Genomic DNA, 17,823 nt, shown 5'->3' with positions numbered 1-17,823 from the left:
AGATGGCTGAAGACTCTACAAAATCTCGGATCCCTAGACGCGCTGGTTGGGTTTCACAGGATTTCGTACAGAGCCTAGTGCCGGGAAAACTTTAATCCACAGGATGCTGTGAATTTCCTGGGGCGAATAGCCTGTTTCCAAGATCACGCGAGCGACATAGTCAAAGGTCGAGATCGGTGATCTCGGTGTCGAGAAAAAACTCTGAAAGCGCTTGCCAGTTCTACAGGCGGTTTGCGCCGACAGTTTTCATACATTGTCCCGTAGCTTGGATGGTGCCCAGCGGCCGAAAGGTAGGTAGCCGAAAGTGTTCAGACAGACATTCGTCGCCAGGACGGGCTGCTGCACGCGCTCATTCCTTAATAACCAAGCCTCCATAAGCGTTTAAGTCGATTCATTAGATCCGATAATAGTTTGACATGAATCATTAAATGCATGAGTATTTCAGTTAAGTGATATTTGTGAATCGCACAGCGATACGGAGAATAAATTGTACGATCCTCTGGTCAACGCTCATCCTGGCGTCGGAATGCCACATTCAGCATCCTATTGGGCGGATACCGCAGGTGCTGCTCCCCTGGATGATGGCCCGGTCAGCGGGGCTATGGAGGTCGAGGTGGCGATCATTGGTGCCGGCTATACGGGCCTGAGTTGTGCGCTGCATTTGGCCCGTGAGCATGGAATTCGCGCAGTGGTACTGGAGGCGAATCAGGTTGCGTGGGGGTGCAGTGGTCGCAATGGCAGTTTTGCTCGGATTTCAGGTGGTCGTGTGCCTCTGGCGGAGCTGATCCAGCGCTATGGCGCAAGCGGGGCAAAAGCCTATTTCGAGGAAATGTCAGCGGGTCTGAACACCGTGCGTGCTCTGATTCGCCAAGGTCAGATCGATTGCGACGTGCAACCGGATGGCGTCTATAAGGTCGCCAGCCATGCAAGCCATGTGGACGGGCTCAAGCGTGAAGTGGGTCTTTATAACGACGTATTGAAGTACGGTGCAAAGTTTGTCAGTGACGCGCAAGTGAGTGTCGTGCATGGCGGCGCCGAGTCATTCGGTGGGCTCTACATGCCCGACGGTTTTTCGATGCATCCGCTGAAGCTGGCCTGGGGTATCCATCGCATGGCTCGCGCTGCCGGGGTCAAGGTGCATACCGCCTCGCCCGTGATCGATTGGCGCAGCGACAACGGCCGCCATCGTCTGGTGACGCCGGGCGGGGTGGTGACCGCACGCCAGGTGGTGGTGGCCACGAATGGCTATACCTCCGGGGCGCTGAACAAGGCCACCGCCGGACGGGTGCTCCCGGTTCACTCGCAAATCATCGTGACGCGTCCTTTAACCTCTGACGAGAAACAACAGAGCCTGGTCGGCAGTGAGTGCATGTTTGATACGCGCAATCTGCTCTCGTATTACCGCCGCTTACCGGATGATCGCATTCTGTTTGGCGGGCGCAGCGCCATCACCGGTCGCGACGCAGAAAACCCCCAGCACCGACAAAACCTGCATGACGCACTGTGCCGCAAATTTCCGGTATTGCGGGGCATAGCGGTGGATTACAACTGGGGCGGCTGGGTCGCGGTCAGCGAAAACTCGTTGCCGTTCATTTGTAAGGTGCCGGGCCTGGACAACGTGTTTTCCGGCGGCGGTTACGCCGGTAGCGGCGTGTCTTTTTCCGTGCAGACCGGCAAGCGCCTGGCTCAAATGGTGATGGGTGATTCAAGGCCCACCGCAATCGATTTTCTCCACAAGAGTCCCAATCGTTTTCCGTTTCAGCCGTTCCTGCGCTTGGGGCAACGGCTGGCGTACGCCTGGTATCGTTTCAAGGATGCGCAATAAACAGACACGTGTGGCGGCTTCAAAAATAGACAAGAGAGGATGGCGGAAAACGTCTCCCGATATAACAACTAGCAGGTGGGCAGCAACGCCCGGCGTTCGATTCAACTGTCTAACTACAATAAGCTCAGGAGTTGAAAATGCGATCAATCAATAAACGAATGGCGGGTGTGGCGTTTGCCATGTCCTTGTGTTCCGTTGCCCAGGCGCAGGCGTCAGGTGCTGTCACCTTTGCTGGTTGGGGAGGGGCGTTGCAGGACGCTGAACGCAAGGCTTATCTCAAACCGGCGGAAGCTGCGTTGGGGGTCAAGATTCAGGAAGACAACATGGATGGCCTGGCTGCGGTGCGCGCCCAGGTGATGTCGGGCAAGCCGAAGTGGGACGTGGTCGAACTGGCCTCAAATGATTGCGTGATGGCGCAGGAGCAAGGGCTGACCGAACCGCTGGATTACTCGGTAATCAGTACTGATGGCGTTGCCGCGAATTTCTACGGCAAGAACTGGATTGCCAGTAACGCCTATTCCACCGTGCTGGCCTGGGCGAACGATGCGGGCGAGAACACGCCGAAAACCTGGAAAGCCTTTTTTGACCCCGAAGTAAAAGCTTCGCGAGCCATGTACCGGCAACCCTATACCACGCTCGAACTGGCACTGATTGCCGATGGTGTATCGCCCAAGGCACTTTACCCGCTGGATGTTGATCGTGCCTTCAAGGTTCTGGAGCGCATCAAGCCGCAAGTGGTCAACTGGTGGCGCAGCGGTACCGATTCTGCACAGTTGCTGCGTAGCCGCGAAGTGGATGCGTTGGCGATTTGGGCGTCCCGGGTTGACGAGCTGAAGCATTCCGGTGATGCCGTCGACTACACCTATGACCATGCGTTGGTCGACTACGACTGTGTGGTCGTGCCAAAGGGTGCACCGAACAAGGAGTTGGCGATGAAACTGGTGGCTGAAATCATGAAGCCCCATAGCCAGGCGAACCTGGTGACCTTGATTCCAAATCCGCCCATCAACGTAAAGGCCTACGATACCGGCATTATTCCCGCCGCGATGGCTGCCACCTTGCCGACTGCCCCGGCCAACATTGACAAAGTTATATTCTTCGATCCGGTCTGGTGGCAGGCGCACCAAGCTGAAGTCCAGCGTCGATTTGACCTGTTCATCCAGAATTGATAAGGCCATACCTATGAATATCATCAAGAAAAACTTCCTGCAGGGTGCAGTTGCAGCGGTGTTGGCAGTGGGTGCAAGTTCCTCTGTGCTGGCGGATAGCCTGACCTTCTCCGGTTGGGGCGGTGCGTTGCAGGACGCGGAGCGCAAAGCTTATCTCGAGCCCGCCGCGAAGGCGCTGGGTGTCACGATCAAGGAAGACAACATGGATGGCCTGGCCGCCGTTCGTGCGCAGGTGATGTCGGGCAAGCCGAAGTGGGATGTGGTTGAGTTGGGCAGTACCGAGTGCGCCCAGGCCCAACAGGAAGGGCTGGTCGAGCCGCTGGACTATTCGGTGATCGATGCCACGCATGTCGACAAGACAGTGGTCAGTAGCCACTGGATTGCCAGTCATGCGTACGCCACGGTGGTGGCTTGGGCTGAAGACAGCGGAGCCCCCGTGGCGAAGAACTGGCAGCAATTCTTCGACCCGCAGGTCAAGGGCGCACGCGCCCTGTACCGTCAGCCCTGGCTCACCATGGAAGCGGCCTTGCTGGGTGATGGTGTGGCGCCCAAGGACCTGTATCCGCTGGATGTCGAGCGCGCGATCAAGGTGCTCACGCGTATCAAGCCCCAGGTGGTCAACTGGTGGAGCGCCGGTGCCGACTCGGCGCAGTTGTTGCGCAGTCGTGAAGTGGACTTCCTGGCGATCTGGAACGGCCGGGTCAGTGAAGTCAAGGCCAGCGGCGAAGCAGTCGATTACAGTTTCGACGGTGCGCTGTTGAGCCATGATTGCCTGATCGTTCCCAGGGGGGCACCGAACAAGGCGCTGGCGATGAAGCTGATTGCCCAGATAATGAAACCTGAAAGTCAGGCGACCCTGGCCACGCTGATTCCGTACTCGCCAGTGAATGCCAAGGCCTACGAGCTACCAATCATTACCGAGCAATTGGCTGCGCGCCTGCCGACGTCGCCGCAGAACATCGATAAGGTGGTCGCGGTGTCTCCCGAATGGTGGGTCAAGAATCAGGAAACCGTTCGCCAGCGGTTCGCCTTGTTCCTTGCCAACTGATCTGTTGCGGGTGGTTTGAGAAGTGGGGTGGGGCGCCCATGGCGCCCGATCTACGATAAAAAGGACGCAAAGCGTCCGATTTGTGCCGAGTGTGAGCATGTCTGAAGACCCTAAACTTTCGATGTCCATCGACATCGAGAACCTGACCAAGACCTACGATAACTTTGCTGCGCTGGATGATGTCTCGCTGTCGATCAAGAGCGGCGAGTTCCTGTCCTTGCTAGGCTCCTCCGGCTCCGGCAAGACCACGCTGTTGATGGCGTTGGCCGGGTTCGTCCGCCCCGATGCCGGCAGTATTCGCTTTAGCGGCCGTGAGATGATCTTCGAGCCTCCGCACAAGCGCGATGTCGGCATGATGTTCCAGAGCTATGCGCTGTTCCCCCACATGAACGTGTTTCAGAATGTGGCCTATCCGCTGAAGCTGCGCGGCTACAGTCGTGCCGACATCCGCCAACGGGTCGAACAGGCGCTGGCCACTGTGGAGCTGAATCATCTGATTGAACGCGGCATCACCGAAATGTCCGGCGGCCAGCGTCAGCGTATCGCCCTGGCCCGCGCCATCGTATTTGAACCAAAGATTCTACTGATGGATGAGCCCCTTTCGGCCCTCGACAAGCGCTTGCGCGAAACCATGCAGCTGGAACTGCGCCGCCTGCACGAGCGCCTGGGTATGACCGTGGTCTACGTGACCCATGATCAGCGCGAAGCACTGACAATGTCGGACCGCATCGCGGTGATGAGCAAGGGAAGGATTCGTCAGGTCGACACGCCGATTAATCTTTACGAGCGCCCGTCGAACCGGTTTGTCGCCGAATTCGTCGGCGAGTCCTCCTGCCTGCCTGTCACGCTGCAGGACGGCCAGGTCCAGTTTCAGGGCCGCCCCTTGCGCGCAGCAAGCGTCACCGCCGGGTTGAAAAACCCGAGCTTGGTGGTGCGTCCGGAAAAGCTGCAATTCGTGACGGCCGATGCCGGCGATTGCAACCTGCTGCACGGCCATGTCACCGATGTCATTTTCCAGGGCGAAAGCCAACTGGTGCAGATCGACCTGGGTGCGGGTATGGCCGTGGCCATTCGCCGGCCAACCCGCAGCTCTGCCAGCAACCGCCTGCCGACTCGTGGCGAGGCTGTGGTGTTGGGGCTGCATCTGCAAGACACGCTGGTGGTGGGAGACGAGCAATGAGCCGCGCCGAACCGGGTGCGCGCAATGCGCGCGAGCTGCGTAGCGCAGAACGACGCAATCGCTGGTACCTGTTCGGCTCGGGGCTGCCGGCGCTGCTGCTGGTACTGCTGACGTTCGTGCTGCCAATCGGATGGTTGTTCTGGCTTTCGCTCTTCGATGCCAATGGCCAGCTGACGGTGGAGAACTACACCCGGCTGCTGGAACCAATCTATGTGCTGACCTTTGTGCAGACCTTCAAGATCAGCATCATCGTCACCGTCGCCTGCGTGCTGATCGGCTACCCCTATGCGTATTTCATGATCAAGGGGCCGCGCTGGCTGGCCAACCTGGCGATGGGCCTACTGTTGGTATCGCTGTGGACCTCACTGCTGGTACGTACCTATGCCTGGTTGATCATCCTGCAGCGCCGCGGTATGGCCAATGACCTGCTCATGAGCCTGGGCATTACTGACGTCCCTTTGCCGCTGGTGCATAACCTGACAGGTACGGTAATCGGAATGGTGCACATCATGTTGCCTTTCATGATTTTGCCGCTGTTCGCGTCGATGAAGAGCATCGACCCGATCTTCAACCAGGCCGCTGCGGCCTTTGGTGCATCGCCATCGCGTGCCTTTCGCGATGTGTTTCTTCCGCTTTCGCTGCCGGGTCTGGCTGCCGGGGCAACGTTGGTGTTCGTGATCACCCTCGGGTTCTACGTCACCCCGGCATTGTTGGGCGGTGGCAAGGTGCAGATGATTTCGATGCGGATCGAGAGTGACGTGTCGATGTACGCTAACTGGGGCGCTGCGTCGTCGCTGGGTGTGGTGCTGTTGGTAGCCACCTTGCTTATGTTGTATATCGTCAAGAAGAGCGCGGGCCTCGGCCGGCGCAGCGAGTGAGACCATGAGCCGATTTAAACAGAACCTGACAGGGGCGGTGCGCGCCTCCTGGCTGTACCTGCTGGTACTGGTGACCATGCTGTTCCTGGTGCTGCCGACGCTGATCGTGATACCGATGTCGCTGTCCGATGCGCGGTACCTGAGCTTTCCGCCCAAGTCGTTCAGCATCGAGCCATTCTTCAGTTACTTCGCGTCGTTGGAGTGGCGCACGGCAACCAAGGTGTCGCTCATCACCGCCACGCTGACCATGCTGCTGGCCACCACCCTGGGCACGGCGGCAGCGTATTCGCTGCATGTCACCCAGTCACGCCTCTCGGGCGTGCTGCGCGGCCTGATGCTGGCACCGATGATCGTGCCAACGATCTTTATCGCTATTGGCCTGTTTTTCGTCTACGCGCGCTTCGACCTGAACAACACCATCTCTGGCCTGGTGCTGGCGCATACGCTGCTGGCCTTGCCCTATGTGGTGATCAATGTCAGTGCGGGGCTGCGCAGCTACGACATGACCCAGGAACAGGCTGCCTGTATCCTCGGCGCCAGTCGGCTGCGGGCGTTCTTTGATGTGACGTTGCCACAGATCCGGTTTTCCGTGATTGCCGCCGCGATGTTCGCCTTTGCCATTTCCCTGGACGAAGCGGTGATCTCGCTATTTATCAGTGGCGGTGACAGCTCTACCCTGACCAAGCGGATGTTCAGTTCGCTGCGCTCCGAGATCGACCCCTTGATCGCCGTGGTTGCGACGCTGATGACCCTGCTGTCGATCATCATGCTGTGCATCAGCATCATGGCGCAGCGCAAGGCCAAGAGGAATGCGGTATGAGCAACGCCAATCTGCGCCTTGAGCGTGCCAGCACGGAGGTGGTCGAGTTCTTCTGGAACGGTCGTGTCGTGCAGGGGCGCCAGGGGGAAAGCATGGCGACGGCGTTGTTGGCCAATGGCATCCGCACGCTGGCCTGGAGTCGCAAATCCCATCGACCGCTGGGCTATTCCGGCAGCTATGTCACGGGCGTTCTGGCCCGAGTGAATGGTGTGCCGAATGTGCGTCTGGATCTGTTGCCGGTGACGCCCGGTGCACGGGTGGAAATGCAGAACTGCTGGCCAGTTCCGGGGTTCGATCTGCTGCGTCTGTCGCGACTGATTCCTGCCAGCTGGATTCAAGGCGGTTTCGAACACTCCAACCTGGTGCCCAGCGGTACGGCACTGTTCCAGCGCTGGGAGACTATCCTGGCTTTCCTCGCGGGTGTGGCCAAACCGGCTGAAGGCACAGGCGAAGTGACTGTGCCGACGGCGCGGCATATGAGTGCGGATGTATTGGTCATCGGTGGTGGGCCTGCCGGTTGTGCCGCAGCTAATGACGCAGCGACCGCAGGACGCAGCGTGGTACTGGTGACGCGCGGTCAATCGTTGGCCCGTTATGCCCAGGCGGCGGGCCACCCTCGACCAACACTGGACGAGCGGGTGCAACTGGTGAGTGGCGTGGAAGTGTTCGGCGCCTACAGGGAAGGCGAGCTGCTGCTCGCGGCGCCCCATGACCCGACGCAAGGTGCATTGGCCCTGGAAGCGGAGGAGGTGATCCTGGCTAGCGGCCGCCGTGCCTGCCCGCCGGTCATTCCAGGGATATGGTTGCCCGGAGTGATGGATGCGCGCACGGCGTTGATCATGACCCATGAACAAGCGGTGGCTCCGGGGGCGCGGGTCGTGGTGGTCGGCAATGGCGACCAGGAGGCTTTGGCCAGTCGCTTGCGCGAACTGGGCGTCACGGTGGTCGCCGCGCGACCGGTTGACGATTTGCGCCGGGTGGTGGGGCGCAGCCGGGTGACGGCGGCGCTGTTCGCAAAGTCGGTCGCCTGTGACGCCGTGGTGCATGCCGGGCCCTGGCTGGCCGATGCCAGCCTGACCTTCCAAAGCCGCGCAGAAGGTTTGCTGCAACTGCGCGAGCAACGCCAGAGCCGCCTGCGTGAAACGGGGTCGGTCATGGAGGCCGACCAGGTGCTGCCGGTGGCCGCGCGCTCTCGCCACAAGGCGTTGTTGTGCCCGTGCTTCGATGTGTCTGACCATGAGGTCGAGGCCTTGCTGGCACAGGGCATTACCGACCTGGAAGTGATCAAGCGCCTGACCTCCTGTGGCATGGGACCCTGTCAGGGGCAACCCTGCTGGGATTCGCTGCGGGCGTTGGTCAGTGCCCGTAGCGGCATCGCCCTGGCTGTGTTGGCCCGGCCGACGCTGCGTCCGCCACGCCGTGCTCTGAGTGTTGCTCAGGCGGCCGGCCTGGCCCATGTAGTTGAGCCTTTGCAATGAATAACGTCAACCGTTTGCCTGGGAAGGCATCGATCATCATTGTCGGGGCCGGTATTCAGGGCCTGTCACTGGCATTCAATCTGGCCGAGCTGGGCGTGCGCGACATTCTCGTGCTGGACGCCGGTTACTGGCAGGGCGGCGCGTCGGGCCGTAACGGCACACTGATTCGCGGTGCGTTCAGTTCGCCCGAGTGGACGCGCTTCTTTGACCATTCCTGCCACCTGTGGCAGGGATTGTCCAAGCGCCTGGGCGCAAATGTCATGTACTCTCGCCGGGGTTACACCATGGTGGGCGAGAGCAGTGCCACGGCGGCGCTACTGAATCGCACGCTTGAAGTGCACAAGGCCTGTGGCATCACCTCAAGCTTGCTCACCCCCGCACAACTGCGCAAGGTGCTTCCGGCGTTGGCCCATGGACGGGTGAGCGCGGCCCTGCACCTGCCCGACAGCGGTGTGGCGCCGCACCATGCTGCCATGTATGCCTATCGGCAAGCCTGTGCAGCGCGTGGGGTGGATATTCGTTACCGCACCGAAGTCACCGCCATCGACCAAAGCGCCGGGCGTGTCTGCGGGGTTTGGGTGGGGGCGCATTGGATTGCAAGCGACACCGTGGTGCTGGCCGGCGGTGCCGAGAGCAATCGCCTGGCGCAACTGGCGGGCGTGCCACTGGAAGGTTATCCGATGCGCCTGGAAGCCATGGCGCTGGAGCCGACCCGTGCACTGATCGGTCCTGCCGTAGCGCTGCTGGATCGACTCTGCTACATGCACCAGACCGCACGCGGCGAAGTGGTGGGCGGTGCCGAAGTTGCCGAACGACCGCAGCACACGCTGAACGCCGACGTACCGGTAATGGCGGCGACGGCGCGAGCGTATCTGGAGATGTTTCCGCAATTGGGGCACGCGCGCATCTTGCGCCAATGGGCGGGTCTGGTGCATATCTCCAAGGATTTTGGGCCGCTACTGGGGGCCCACCAGGACCTGGCGGGTTTATTCGTCAGCGCGGGCTGGTGTTATGGCCACGCCGGTGCACCGGCAGCGGGTGAATTTCTGGCCAAGGCCATTGTCAGCGGCGAAGTGGATGAGCGCATGCGCCCCTTTGCAGTGAACAGGTTTGAATGCAACAAGCCGGTCGTGGAACCGGGCATTGTCTTGAGTCATTTCGAATGAAACACAGAATGAACAGCATCGTTATGCACGCGCCTGTCGCGGCAACAACAAGGATAACCCCATGAGTTCCCTAGAAGACTCGCCACTCTTCATTACTGCTTTGTCCAAGGGACTATCGATCCTGACGGCATTCCGTGCCGGGCGTCCGAGCATGAGCCTGATTGAACTGGCTGAAGCCACCGGTCTGAACAAAAGCACCGTGCAACGTTCGACCTTTACTCTCGAGGCGCTGGGTTACCTGTACAAGGAACCCGTCACCAAACGGTTTCGCCTCGCGCCCAAGTCTCTCGACCTTGGCACCGGCTATCTGCAAACCAGTGAGCTGATCGAACGCGCCAACCCCTACCTGCATGAGCTCAACCGCGATGTCGAGGAGAGCTGCAACCTGCTCGAACCCTGCGGCCTGGACATGCTCTACGTCGCGCGTTTCCCCAGCCACAAGCAGATTGCCATTCATATGCCGCTGGGCCGTCATCTGCCGATGTACTGCACCTCGGCAGGGCGCGCGTATCTGGCCGCACTGCCGGAGGCGGAGACGGATGCCATTCTGATTGCCTCCGAACGCCAGGGCTATACCGCCAGCACCATCACCGAGCTGGACCAGTTGCGCGCGATCGTCGCCGAGGCGCGTCGTGAATGCTATGCCTATGCCCAGGAAGAATATTTCGCGGGGGACATCAGCGTCGCCGCGGCGGTGGTCAATGCCGATGGCTACCCCCTGGGGGCCGTCAACATCTCGGTGCCGTTCAGCCGCTGGAACCTGGAGGACGCGCGCAAACACCTGGCGCCCAAGGTGATCAACACTGCGCGCAACATCGCCAGCGCAACGCGCAGTTTACGCCCCGTGGGCTGACGCCCCGGGGAATTCTTACGACCCACACACCCTGCCGCCGGCGCTGGCCCGCGGTATAGGTGTCCAATTGCCCGAAAATTGGGCGGATGTTTCAGGAGAGAGCGATGAGTCAAACCATGAAGGCAGCCGTTCTGCATGCCGTCGGCGAACCGTTGCGTATTGAACAGGTACCGATTCCTCAACCCGGCCCCGGCGAAATACTGATTCGTATCGTCGCCTGCGGCGTATGCCACAGCGACCTGCATGCCATCGACGGCGACTGGTCGGCCTTGCCCACGCTGCCGCTGATTCCCGGCCATGAAATTACCGGTCATGTGGCCGCCCATGGCGAAGGTGTCAGCGAGCCCGCGATCGGCACCGCGGTCGGCATGCCCTGGATGTACAGCGCTTGTGGCACCTGCGAGTTCTGTCTCGGTGGAATGGAAACCATCTGCGAGCATCGTGAATCCACCGGCTACAGCAAGCAGGGTGGCTACGCCGAGTATATGGTGGCGCCGGCAGCATTCGTTGCCACTATCGAGCCTGATGTGGACCTGTACGCCCTAGCGCCCATTCTCTGCGCTGGCGTGACCACCTACCGTGGCCTGATGCGTTCGCGTGCCCGGCCGGGGCAGTGGGTGGCGGTCATGGGTATCGGTGGATTAGGCCATGTGGCGGTGCAGTACGCCATTGCTATGGGGCTGCGCGTGGCGGCCATCGATGTGGCCGACGACAAGCTTGAACTGGCTCGCAGCTATGGCGCCGAGTGCCTGATCAACGCACTCGACAACCCGGTCGAGACCCTCAGGCAACAGATTCCCGGCGGCGTCCACGCCGTGCTGGTGACCGCCACCGCCAACGCTGCGTTCGAGCAGTCGGTGAAGATGCTGCGCCCCGGTGGTACGGCAGTGTTTATTGGCCTGCCAGGTGGCGATGCCGACACGGTGCGCGCTTCCATTTCCAGCATCAGCGGTTGGGAGCTGTCGATCACCGGTTCCAACATCGGGACCCGCCACGACTTGAACGAGGCGGTCTCATTCGCGGCCCGTGGTCTGGTCAAGGCACAGATCAACCTCGAACGCTTGGACGATATCAACGACATCTTCGCACGCATGCGCAAGGGCCAACTGGTCGGCCGCACGGTGCTGCAAATCGCCTGATTCAACCCACTTTCTTAGCAGGAGTCACCACGATGACCATCACCCGACTACAACCCAACCCCGGTCTGCTCAGCCACGCGCTGGTGCACAACGGCATCGTCTACATCACCGGTCAGGTGCCTGCCGACCGTACCCAGGACGTCGCCGGGCAGACCGCCCAGGTGCTGGCGCGCATCGATGCGCTGCTGGCCGAGGCCGGCTCCGACAAGTCGCACATCCTGTTTGCGCAGATCTGGCTCAAACATGCGGTCCAGGACTTCGCGGCGATGAACGCCGTCTGGCGCGAGTGGGTGCCGCAGGACGCGCTGCCGGCGCGAGCGACCGTCGAGGCCAACATGGCAGCGGACAATATTCTGGTGGAAATTGCCTTGCAGGCGGCCGTCAAAGCCTGAACTGCCTTGCATCCGCCACACGGGCATTAGCCATTCATAGCTGCCGGCGGGATGTACCTGTCCGGGACTGGAGAGTTTTATGAGCAGTATCGTTCCCCATCTGATCAACGGTGTTCGCGTGCAAGGCACGGGGCGCACCGCAGATGTCTACAACCCGTCCACCGGCGCAGTGACCAAACAAGTGGCACTGGCCGACGGCGCCACCTTGCAGCAAGCCATCGACGCCGCCCGCGCCGCATTTCCCGCTTGGCGCAACACCTCGCCAGCCAAACGTGCGCAGGTGATGTACCGCTTCAAGCAACTACTGGAACAGAACGAAGCCAGGATCTCGCAGTTGATCAGCGAGGAGCACGGCAAGACCCCGGAAGATGCGCTGGGCGAACTAAAGCGCGGTATCGAAAACGTCGAGTTCGCCTGCGGCGCACCGGAGCTGCTGAAAGGCGATTACAGCCGTAACGTCGGGCCCCATATCGACGCCTGGACCGACTTGCAACCGGTGGGCGTGGTGGCGGGCATCACGCCGTTCAACTTTCCGGCCATGGTGCCGCTTTGGATGTACCCACTGGCCATCGTCTGCGGTAACTGCTTTATCCTCAAACCTTCTGAGCGCGACCCCAGCTCGACCCTTTATATCGCCGAGTTACTGATCGAAGCGGGCCTTCCCAAGGGCGTGATGAGCGTGGTGCATGGCGACAAGGAAGCAGTCGATGGCCTGATCGAGTCTCCCCATGTCAAAGCGCTGAGTTTTGTCGGTTCCACCCCGATTGCCGAGTACATCTACAGCGAAGGCACCAAGCGCGGCAAACGTGTGCAGGCCCTGGGTGGGGCAAAGAACCATGCGGTGCTGATGCCTGATGCGGACCTGGACAGCGCTGTTGGTGCGTTGATGGGCGCGGCGTATGGCTCGTGCGGTGAACGCTGCATGGCGCTCTCGGTGGCAGTGTGTGTCGGCGATGCGGTTGCTGACGCGTTGGTGGCAAAACTGGTGCCGCAGGTGCGTGCACTCAAAGTCGGTGCCGGTACTTCCTGTGGCCTGGACATGGGCCCACTCGTGACCGGTGCAGCGCGTGACAAGGTCAAGGGCTATATCGACGCCGGGGTTGCCCAGGGCGCTAGCCTGTTGGTGGACGGCCGTGACCTGGTGGTGGCCGGCCATGAAAACGGCTTTTTCGTCGGCGGCACGCTGTTCGATCAGGTGACCGCGCAGATGAGCATCTACACCGACGAAATTTTCGGCCCGGTGCTGTGCATTGTCCGCGTTGGCAGCCTGGAAGAGGCCATGCAACTGATCAACGATCACGAGTATGGCAACGGCACCTGCATCTTCACACGGGACGGTGAAGCGGCGCGCCTGTTCTGCGATGAGATCGAAGTGGGCATGGTCGGCGTCAACGTGCCCTTGCCGGTTCCGGTGAGCTACCACAGCTTTGGCGGTTGGAAGCGTTCGCTGTTTGGCGACCTGCACGCCTATGGCCCGGACGGGGTGCGTTTCTACACCCGCAAGAAAGCCATCACCCAGCGCTGGCCACGCCGTGCCAGCCATGAGGCGGCTCAGTTTGCGTTCCCCAGCAACAGCTGAACCTGCGCAATCCCTTCAACGGTGGCGAGGACCCAATAGTCCTCGCCCAGCGACCCAGTCGAGGCGAGAAAACACATGAACAACGCGCTCAAGTTCTACATCGATGGCCAATGGACCTATGCCCTGTCCGGCAATACCCTGGAAGTTATCGATCCCTCCACCGAACAGGCCTTTATCAACATCGCGGTGGGTAATGCGGCGGATGTGGACAAGGCCGTAGCGGCCGCTGCCAAGGCATTCCCGGCCTTCTCGGTGACCAGCGTCGGCGAGCGTCTGGCACTGCTCAAGGAAATTCTGCGGGTGTACAACCTGCGTTACGAAGACCTGGTCAAGGCCGTCAGCCAGGAAATGGGCGCGCCATTGCATTTCGCCCGTGATGCGCAGATCTGGAGTGGTCGTGCGCACCTTGAGTCGACCATCAGCGCGCTGGAAAAATTCCAGTTCAGCGAATCGCACGGCAGCACTCGGGTCGTGCGTGAAGCGATTGGCGTATGCGCCCTGATCACGCCCTGGAACTGGCCGCTGAACCAGATCGTCTGCAAGGTCGCGCCAGCCATCGCTGCGGGCTGTACCGTGGTGCTCAAGCCCAGCGAGATCGCACCGCTGACCGGGATCATCTTCACGCAAATCCTCCACGAAGCGGGCGTACCGGCCGGGGTGTTCAACTTGCTCAACGGTACAGGTCCCGACGTTGGCCAGTACATGGCAAGCCACCCCAAGGTTGATATGGTTTCGTTCACCGGCTCGACCCGCGCCGGGATCATGGTGGCGAAGGCGGCGGCCGATACGGTCAAGCGCGTCGCCCAGGAGCTGGGCGGGAAATCGGCGAACATCCTGCTGGAGGATGCTGACTTCGACATTGCGGTGGCCAAGGGCGTGCAAGGCTGCTTCTCCAACTCCGGGCAATCGTGCGATGCGCCCACCCGCATGTTGGTACCGGCTTCGCAGCACGCGCGCGCCCTGCAGATTGCCCGGCAGACCGCCGAGCAGATGGTGACGGGCAGCCCACTTGACGCCAGCACTCACCTCGGTCCGGTGATCAGCGAGGCGCAGTTCGCCAAGATCCAGGGCCTGATCGCCATTGGCATCGAGGAGGGCGCCACGTTGGTGACGGGTGGTTTGGGGCGTCCGGATGGCTTGGAGAAGGGCTACTACGTGCGGCCCACAGTTTTCGGCAACGTGACGGCGCAGATGACCATTGCTCGCGAGGAAATCTTCGGCCCGGTGCTGGCGATCATTCCATACGACAGCGAAGAGCAGGCCATCGAAATCGCCAACGACACCGTCTACGGCCTGGCTGCCTATGTGCAATCAAGTGATATCCAACATGCCCGCGCAGTGGCGGGGCGCATGCGCGCCGGCTCGGTCTATCTGAACTATCCGAGCTGGGATACCTTTGCGCCCTTCGGTGGTTACAAGCAGTCCGGTAATGGTCGCGAGTATGCTGGCTGGGGTATTCACGACTTCCTGGAGATCAAGGGCGTGGTTGGCTGGGGCAACTGACGTACGAGGCGGCTTACATCAGAGGGGGGGAGGCCGGGCTTATGAATTCATCCATTCATAGGCCTGGCCTCTCGCGGCCACCACGGAGTCAGCAAGCAACCATGGCTAGGTGAGTTTGAATCAGTGCCAGTCTTGGCGGGTGGGGTATCCGGTCGAGCACTTGGAATCCGATCTTGCCCTCGACCTTGGGAGGCTTGGGTTTGCGTTGTCGCTGCTTTTTCGATTTGGCCTAGTGGCCACGCCCAGGGAGAGGGACGCCGGCTTTGCGGCAAGCCTTGGCGATGGCGACGTCGGAAACAACAATGTCGTGGACCAATTTTACCATGGGCGTTTGCTATATTTTTTTGAACAGTTCCGCAACGGTGAAGCTCACGAATGTGTATATGCAGTCGGTCACCTTTGCTCATCGCGGATTTAAGGTCACAATACCGATTGCCGCGGATGTTAAATCCCTGAGTGCGCTGGGGGCAACCGACCTATGACGGTGTCCGCGTCTCTGTCGCCGCGTACGCTGGAAAAGACATCATCGACTCGGTTGGTGGGTGCTCGTAGGTGAGGACAACACGGCACTGAGCCGATCGCCCAACAGGTTCCAAGGCCGCTTCTTCTCTTCGGCATAATCGTGGTGCAGGTAGTGGCGCCTGACGCGCGAGCCCGCCAGCACATGGTTTTGGCAGCGATCGATGACGTCCAGGCTGACCCCCAAGGCCTGCTTCAAGGTTGCTCCTGTACGGCGTAGGTCATGTGGAGTCCAGTCGCCGTTTTGGCCATCGGCCAGGACCAGGGTGTCGTCATGACGCCGTCGTGAGAGGCCCTTGCGGTTTTTGAACTGGGCCTGACGATCGCCCACCTGTTTGCTTACCACTTTCACGTCAACATGCTGATCATCCTGTTTGTTGGGAAAACACCAGCGAGAGTCGCTCGTGAGGGTTTTGAGTTCCTGAAAGAAATGCAGGGCGAAGGGGGAGAGGAAGACATGGTGGTCTTGTTTTTTGCCACGGGTGCCTTTGACATTTTCGCTGGGGAGGAACCAGGTCTGCTGGTCTAGATCGACATTTTTCCATTCGGCCTGCAGCAACTCGCCAATTCGGCATAGCGTGCCCAGGCTGATCCAGAGCGCGAGTTGGGTTTCTTTTTCTAACGGCCGATTATCCTTGTATTTTTGGCCGGCGGGGAGGGCGTTGTAATCGGCGGTCATTTGTTGTAAGCGGGTATGCAGTTCCAACAGCTCAGCCGGCGAAAGGATGCGGCTTCGTTCGGCCTCATAGTCGGCAGGGATCAGCGGGGTGATGTCGACCAGCTCAGTCGGATCGCCCTCGACCAATAAGGCCCGCCAGGGTTGGCGCTTTCTGGCCCAGTTGAACATCTGGGTGAGGTCGGCGAAGAAACTGATGGCTTGCCGGTGAGCGCCGCGGCTGAGGACCGCTCGGATCAGGGCCCAAATATCGTGCTCGGACACACTACTGGCTGACGTCTTGCCGAGTGCCGGATAAAGGTCCTTGTTAAAACTGCGCTGCAGCTCGGCATTGCCGTCTTTACGCGCAACCTTCCGGAGGATTCGGCCGGCATCGTTGGCAGTCAGTGACTCGAGTTCTTTGATCGTGATTTTGGCCATAAAATTTTACCCCCACAAAAACGTCGACTCTTGATGGACGTTGCTGGGCTCTCGTAGAGCAGTACACCGCTGGAGCTCAGGTAAATACTAGCTTAGAAAAATCAGAGTAAAATTTTGGAAGCTTTCAAGAAGTATGAAAAAGGAGATGGGGTGCTAGGGGGCGAGTGTTAGAATCACTCCGTCCCGACCATATAATTCAAGGGGGGCGAGATTTTATCTAGCGACCCTTTTTTATTTTTGGTTGTTTTTACCCCTACAAAATGACTGGATCTGGGTGGAATCTTCGCCTCTATCGGAGGAGATAGGAGCAAGATTTTTATGGGGCCAATGTCCCCCGATTTGCCGTTCGGTTTTTACTATTCAAATATCGACCATGCATTATGTAAGGTGATGCTCGATCGGTGTCGATAAAGTGACTGAGTGATATGGTTATTTTGGAAGTCTATTTGGTTTAAATGGGGACTTTCTTTTGTAGGTGTGGCGGCTGAAGTCAGCCGCCTGCAATTGCCGAACTATTTAAAGTTAATTATCTCGCGGTAGGATCAATGGTGTCGTCATTGCTGTGATCGGCGCCCCCAATTATATCTTTGGTTTTTTGTTCTCCCAATTTCGGATTGTTATCGATAGGCTTAACGTCGTTACATCCGCATTGGTAGCTTGCTGACGACCAATTGTTCGTTGCATTTGGGACGCGGGTGCACCACTTTGGCGAGTCACAAGCAGAAGCTTGGGTGGAAACCGACAAAGCTATTATGGAGAAAATCACATAAATTTTTTTCATAAAGGCTCCCTGTTCTTTTATGATTTGTTTAAGTGAGCAGATACTCACAGTATGAAAGTAGTTCACGTTTGCCTTTTGTCGAGAAATATGCACCAAGCAAAAGACGCATTATCGCTTATCAGGACCGAAGGACGTTTCAGGCGATAAGCATCATTTCGCTAAGATTACTTGCATCGAAGTAAGCTGTGGCCTTCCCGGAAAAGTACATTGCACAATTGGAATCTTCGATCAGGCGGTTCATAGCAAGGCATTGATAACTCGCTGTCCAGCTATGGGAGGCAACGCATTGCTGGCCAGTTGTCAAGTGCCAGGTGGTGGGTGGGAATGACTGTGCCCCCAAGTCCTCGCTCGTAATTTCATCGCCGCGTACCAAGTGCACCGGTCAAGCGTAGTGATG

General features: G+C 59.4%; 13 protein-coding genes and 1 pseudogene. 13 read left to right on the top strand and 1 reads right to left on the bottom strand.

The annotated features are described in order from the left end of the window. Positions 1 to 487 precede the first annotated feature (487 nt). From V3W39_RS00395 to V3W39_RS00335, 13 genes are all read left to right on the top strand, one after another. A complete protein-coding gene (locus V3W39_RS00395) occupies positions 488 to 1,825 on the top strand; it encodes an NAD(P)/FAD-dependent oxidoreductase (protein ID WP_330211907.1) in 1,338 nt (445 codons plus the stop codon). Positions 1,826 to 1,983: 158 nt separating this feature from the next. Continuing rightward, entirely contained in the window at positions 1,984 to 2,994 is a 1,011-nt protein-coding gene (locus V3W39_RS00390) for an ABC transporter substrate-binding protein (protein ID WP_330212306.1), read from the top strand. Between the two features lie 13 nt (positions 2,995 to 3,007). Beyond that, positions 3,008 to 4,042: an ABC transporter substrate-binding protein gene (locus V3W39_RS00385; RefSeq protein ID WP_330211906.1), complete on the top strand. Its 1,035-nt coding sequence runs from the start codon at positions 3,008 to 3,010 to the stop codon at positions 4,040 to 4,042. 97 nt (positions 4,043 to 4,139) lie between these two features. Next, positions 4,140 to 5,222: an ABC transporter ATP-binding protein gene (locus V3W39_RS00380; protein WP_330211905.1), complete on the top strand. Its 1,083-nt coding sequence runs from the start codon at positions 4,140 to 4,142 to the stop codon at positions 5,220 to 5,222. Continuing rightward, entirely contained in the window at positions 5,219 to 6,100 is an 882-nt protein-coding gene (locus V3W39_RS00375) for an ABC transporter permease (protein WP_330211904.1), read from the top strand. The genes V3W39_RS00380 and V3W39_RS00375 overlap by 4 nt, the downstream gene beginning before the upstream one ends. A 4-nt stretch (positions 6,101 to 6,104) precedes the next feature. After that, entirely contained in the window at positions 6,105 to 6,920 is an 816-nt protein-coding gene (locus tag V3W39_RS00370) for an ABC transporter permease (RefSeq protein ID WP_330211903.1), read from the top strand. Continuing rightward, positions 6,917 to 8,398 carry a 2Fe-2S iron-sulfur cluster-binding protein gene (locus tag V3W39_RS00365; protein WP_330211902.1) on the top strand — a complete coding sequence of 494 codons (1,482 nt, stop codon included), beginning with the start codon at positions 6,917 to 6,919 and terminating at the stop codon, positions 8,396 to 8,398. Before V3W39_RS00370 ends, V3W39_RS00365 begins: the two co-directional genes overlap by 4 nt. After that, a complete protein-coding gene (locus V3W39_RS00360) occupies positions 8,395 to 9,564 on the top strand; it encodes an NAD(P)/FAD-dependent oxidoreductase (protein ID WP_330211901.1) in 1,170 nt (389 codons plus the stop codon). The genes V3W39_RS00365 and V3W39_RS00360 overlap by 4 nt, the downstream gene beginning before the upstream one ends. Before the next feature lie 61 nt (positions 9,565 to 9,625). After that, complete coding sequence (locus V3W39_RS00355; protein WP_330211900.1) at positions 9,626 to 10,417, top strand: IclR family transcriptional regulator; 792 nt, start codon at positions 9,626 to 9,628, stop codon at positions 10,415 to 10,417. A 104-nt stretch (positions 10,418 to 10,521) separates the two neighbouring features. After that, positions 10,522 to 11,556 (top strand): zinc-dependent alcohol dehydrogenase, encoded by a 1,035-nt coding sequence (locus V3W39_RS00350; protein ID WP_330211899.1) that lies wholly within the window; start codon positions 10,522 to 10,524, stop codon positions 11,554 to 11,556. A gap of 32 nt (positions 11,557 to 11,588) precedes the next feature. Beyond that, positions 11,589 to 11,948, top strand: a complete 360-nt coding sequence (locus tag V3W39_RS00345) for a RidA family protein (RefSeq protein ID WP_027620518.1) — start codon at positions 11,589 to 11,591, stop codon at positions 11,946 to 11,948. A 79-nt stretch (positions 11,949 to 12,027) separates the two neighbouring features. Continuing rightward, the gene (locus V3W39_RS00340) at positions 12,028 to 13,527 is read left to right on the top strand and encodes a CoA-acylating methylmalonate-semialdehyde dehydrogenase (RefSeq protein WP_330211898.1); all 1,500 of its coding nucleotides are present in this window, start codon (positions 12,028 to 12,030) and stop codon (positions 13,525 to 13,527) included. A gap of 75 nt (positions 13,528 to 13,602) precedes the next feature. Beyond that, positions 13,603 to 15,030, top strand: a complete 1,428-nt coding sequence (locus V3W39_RS00335; protein WP_330211897.1) for an aldehyde dehydrogenase family protein — start codon at positions 13,603 to 13,605, stop codon at positions 15,028 to 15,030. 476 nt (positions 15,031 to 15,506) lie between these two features. Here V3W39_RS00335 and V3W39_RS00330 read toward each other — a convergent pair. Next, a pseudogene (locus V3W39_RS00330) lies at positions 15,507 to 16,585 on the bottom strand (tyrosine-type recombinase/integrase); the annotation flags it as partial. Between the last annotated feature and the right edge of the window lie 1,238 nt (positions 16,586 to 17,823).

Source organism: Pseudomonas sp. Z18(2022) (assembly GCF_036346535.1).
GTDB lineage: Bacteria > Pseudomonadota > Gammaproteobacteria > Pseudomonadales > Pseudomonadaceae > Aquipseudomonas > Aquipseudomonas yamanorum_A.
The sequence above is the reverse complement of the archived record's forward strand: the minus strand, read 5'-3'. Positions and strand labels throughout refer to the sequence as shown.

Coding starts and splice junctions, on each gene's coding strand:
- V3W39_RS00390 (WP_330212306.1), top strand. CDS start 1,984: ATGGCGGGTGTGGCGTTTGCCATGTCCTTGTGTTCCGTTGCCCAGGCG.
- V3W39_RS00385 (WP_330211906.1), top strand. CDS start 3,008: ATGAATATCATCAAGAAAAACTTCCTGCAGGGTGCAGTTGCAGCGGTG.
- V3W39_RS00380 (WP_330211905.1), top strand. CDS start 4,140: ATGTCTGAAGACCCTAAACTTTCGATGTCCATCGACATCGAGAACCTG.
- V3W39_RS00375 (WP_330211904.1), top strand. CDS start 5,219: ATGAGCCGCGCCGAACCGGGTGCGCGCAATGCGCGCGAGCTGCGTAGC.
- V3W39_RS00370 (WP_330211903.1), top strand. CDS start 6,105: ATGAGCCGATTTAAACAGAACCTGACAGGGGCGGTGCGCGCCTCCTGG.
- V3W39_RS00365 (WP_330211902.1), top strand. CDS start 6,917: ATGAGCAACGCCAATCTGCGCCTTGAGCGTGCCAGCACGGAGGTGGTC.
- V3W39_RS00360 (WP_330211901.1), top strand. CDS start 8,395: ATGAATAACGTCAACCGTTTGCCTGGGAAGGCATCGATCATCATTGTC.
- V3W39_RS00355 (WP_330211900.1), top strand. CDS start 9,626: ATGAGTTCCCTAGAAGACTCGCCACTCTTCATTACTGCTTTGTCCAAG.
- V3W39_RS00350 (WP_330211899.1), top strand. CDS start 10,522: ATGAGTCAAACCATGAAGGCAGCCGTTCTGCATGCCGTCGGCGAACCG.
- V3W39_RS00345 (WP_027620518.1), top strand. CDS start 11,589: ATGACCATCACCCGACTACAACCCAACCCCGGTCTGCTCAGCCACGCG.
- V3W39_RS00340 (WP_330211898.1), top strand. CDS start 12,028: ATGAGCAGTATCGTTCCCCATCTGATCAACGGTGTTCGCGTGCAAGGC.
- V3W39_RS00335 (WP_330211897.1), top strand. CDS start 13,603: ATGAACAACGCGCTCAAGTTCTACATCGATGGCCAATGGACCTATGCC.